The following is a 2,380-nucleotide window of genomic DNA, read 5'->3' on the forward strand; positions in this document are numbered from 1 at the left end:
CTCCCCCGCAAGCGGGGGAGGGAGCCCAGTGCCGATGCCGAAGCATCGTTCACGCCATATGCGATTGCCCTGCGGCGAGGGAAGAAGGTGCAGCGTTCGTTCCGCGCGAGTTCAGCTCACTTCATCTTGCACTTCTCGTGGAAGCGATCCTGGTCGTTCTCGACGATGGTGGCGACGGTCTTCAGCGCGAGCTGGCCTTCGGAATCCTTGACCACGTCCTGGAGGTAGAAGTTCTGGATCGGGATGTGGTTTTTGCCGAACTTGAACGCGCCGCGTAGCGACTTGAAATTGGCCTTCTCCATCTCGGCCCTCATCGCGTCCTTCTTGCTGGTATCGCCCTTCACCGCGACCACCGCGCTGTCGATGAGCTGGGCGGCATCATAGGATTGCGCGCCATAATAAGTCGGCCTCAAGCCGGGATACTTCTTGCGGTAGTCGGCGACGAAGCGCTTGTTCTGCTCGTTGGGAAGGTCGTTGACCCATTCCTGTGCACCGGGCACGCCAAGTGCGTTCTCCTTCTGCAGCGGCAGCGACAGCTCGTCGACCGTGAAGGCGGTATAGAGCGGCATCGTGCTCTTCAACCCGGCCTGCGCATATTGATTGAGGAACTGCACGCCGGCAGCACCCGGGTAGAACACGAAGATCGACTCCGCGCCGGAGGCGCGGGCCTTGGACAGTTCGGCGGAGAAGTCGAGCTGGCTCGGCCAGACCGTGTATTCCTCGCCCTTGACCTCCCCCTTGAACGTGCTCTTGAGGCCGGCGAGCATGTCCTTGCCGGCGGCGTAGTTCGGACCGATCAGAAACACGCTCTTGACGCCCTTCTGGTTCATGTAGAGGCCCATGGCGGCGGGCGTCTGGTCGTTCTGCCAGGAGGTCGAGAACACGTAAGGGCTGCAGAGTTCGCCCGCGAGCTGCGACGGGCCGGCATTGGCCGAGATCAGGAAGGTCTGCGAATCCACCGCCGTCTTCAGCGAGGCGAGCAGCACGTTCGACCAGATATAGCCGACGATGAAGTCGACCTTGTCCGACTGCACCAGTTTCTCGGTCTTCTGCTTGCCGACGTCGGGCTTCTGCCCGTCGTCCTCGTAGATCACCTCGACCGGCTTACCGCCCATCTTGCGGCCGAGATGATCCAGCGCGAGCTCGAAGGAATTGCGCATGTCGTTGCCGATCACGGCGGTCGGGCCGCTGAACGTCGAGACGAAGCCGATCTTGATGGTGTCTCCGGCGAATGCCTGATTTGCCAGCACGAGCGCCGCTGCGCCCGCCAGCCAAAATGCCGTCCTCATAACCACTCCCTCCATATTATCGGTCCCGGAAGCGGGGTGATCGCCGCTCCAAGCCTGTTTCTATTGAACGCAAAATCTGTCGAGCCGCCAATGGCTCAGCGCCTGCCCCTGCACCATATTTCGCCCTGATTGGCGATGGCAAGAAATATAATTCTACTCACTTGGACCAATGCCGATTGGGGGCTGCGGCGCCTTTTCACGCCGGATTGATACATGCGGCCTATGCGGCGATTGATGACGTCTATTGGACCGCGCAACCCAATCGGCACTTAAATGAGGGAGAGCAGCAGCGAGATTCGAGGGTTCATCATGGCCGCAAATCCCCATCGCGTCGTCATCGTCGGCGCCGGCTTCGGCGGGCTGGAGGCGACCTACCGGCTTGCAGGCGCCCCGGTCCAGATCACGCTGATTGACCGCCGCAACCATCATCTGTTCCAGCCGCTGCTCTATCAGGTCGCGACCGCCTCGCTGGCGACCAACGAAATCGCCTGGCCAATCCGTCACCTCATGCGCGACCGGCCGGAGGTGACGACGCTGTTTGCCACCGTCAACGGCGTCGACACGGCACGCCGCAGCGTGCTGATCGACGACGGCAGCGAGGTGCCCTACGACACGCTGGTGCTCGCCACCGGGGCGCGGCACGCCTATTTCGGCCACGACGAATGGGAGCAGTTCGCACCCGGCCTGAAGACGCTGGAGGATGCGACCACGCTGCGCCGGCACATCCTGCTGGCGTTCGAGCGCGCCGAGCGCGAAGCCGATCCCGCGAGGCGTGCGGCGCGACTGACCTTCGTCATCGTCGGCGCTGGCCCGACCGGCGTCGAGCTCGCCGGCACCATCGCCGAGATGGCGCATCACACTCTGCCCGACGATTTCCGCAACATCGACACCCACAAGGCCCGCGTGGTGCTGATCGAGGCGGGGCCGCGCGTGCTGGCCGGCTTTCCCGACGACCTCTCGGCCTATGCGCAGGCCTCGCTGGAAAAGATCGGCGTCGAGGTCGTGCTCGGCCAGGCCGTCACCGAGATCAACCGCGACGGCGTGGTATTCGGCGGCCCAGATCCGTGTCTTGGCCTCGAGCAGCTTGCCGC

Annotated in this window: 1 protein-coding gene and 1 pseudogene; one reads left to right on the forward strand and one right to left on the reverse strand. The window is 63.3% G+C overall.

Features of this window, described 5'->3' with window-relative positions; translation table 11 throughout:
• Positions 1 to 116: 116 nt before the first annotated feature.
• Positions 117 to 1,289: an ABC transporter substrate-binding protein gene (locus JHD07_RS36830; protein WP_291631129.1), complete on the reverse strand. Its 1,173-nt coding sequence runs from the start codon at positions 1,287 to 1,289 to the stop codon at positions 117 to 119.
• Positions 1,290 to 1,598: 309 nt separating this feature from the next.
• Here JHD07_RS36830 and JHD07_RS36835 point away from each other — a divergent pair.
• Positions 1,599 to 2,380, forward strand: a pseudogene (locus JHD07_RS36835) (NAD(P)/FAD-dependent oxidoreductase); the annotation flags it as partial.

The sequence above is a fragment of the Bradyrhizobium sp. genome (assembly GCF_016462955.1).
Taxonomy (GTDB): Bacteria; Pseudomonadota; Alphaproteobacteria; order Rhizobiales; family Xanthobacteraceae; genus Bradyrhizobium.

Excerpts from the sequence above, each read along its gene's own strand:
- JHD07_RS36830 (WP_291631129.1), bottom strand. The coding sequence starts at position 1,289 with ATGAGGACGGCATTTTGGCTGGCGGGCGCAGCGGCGCTCGTGCTGGCA.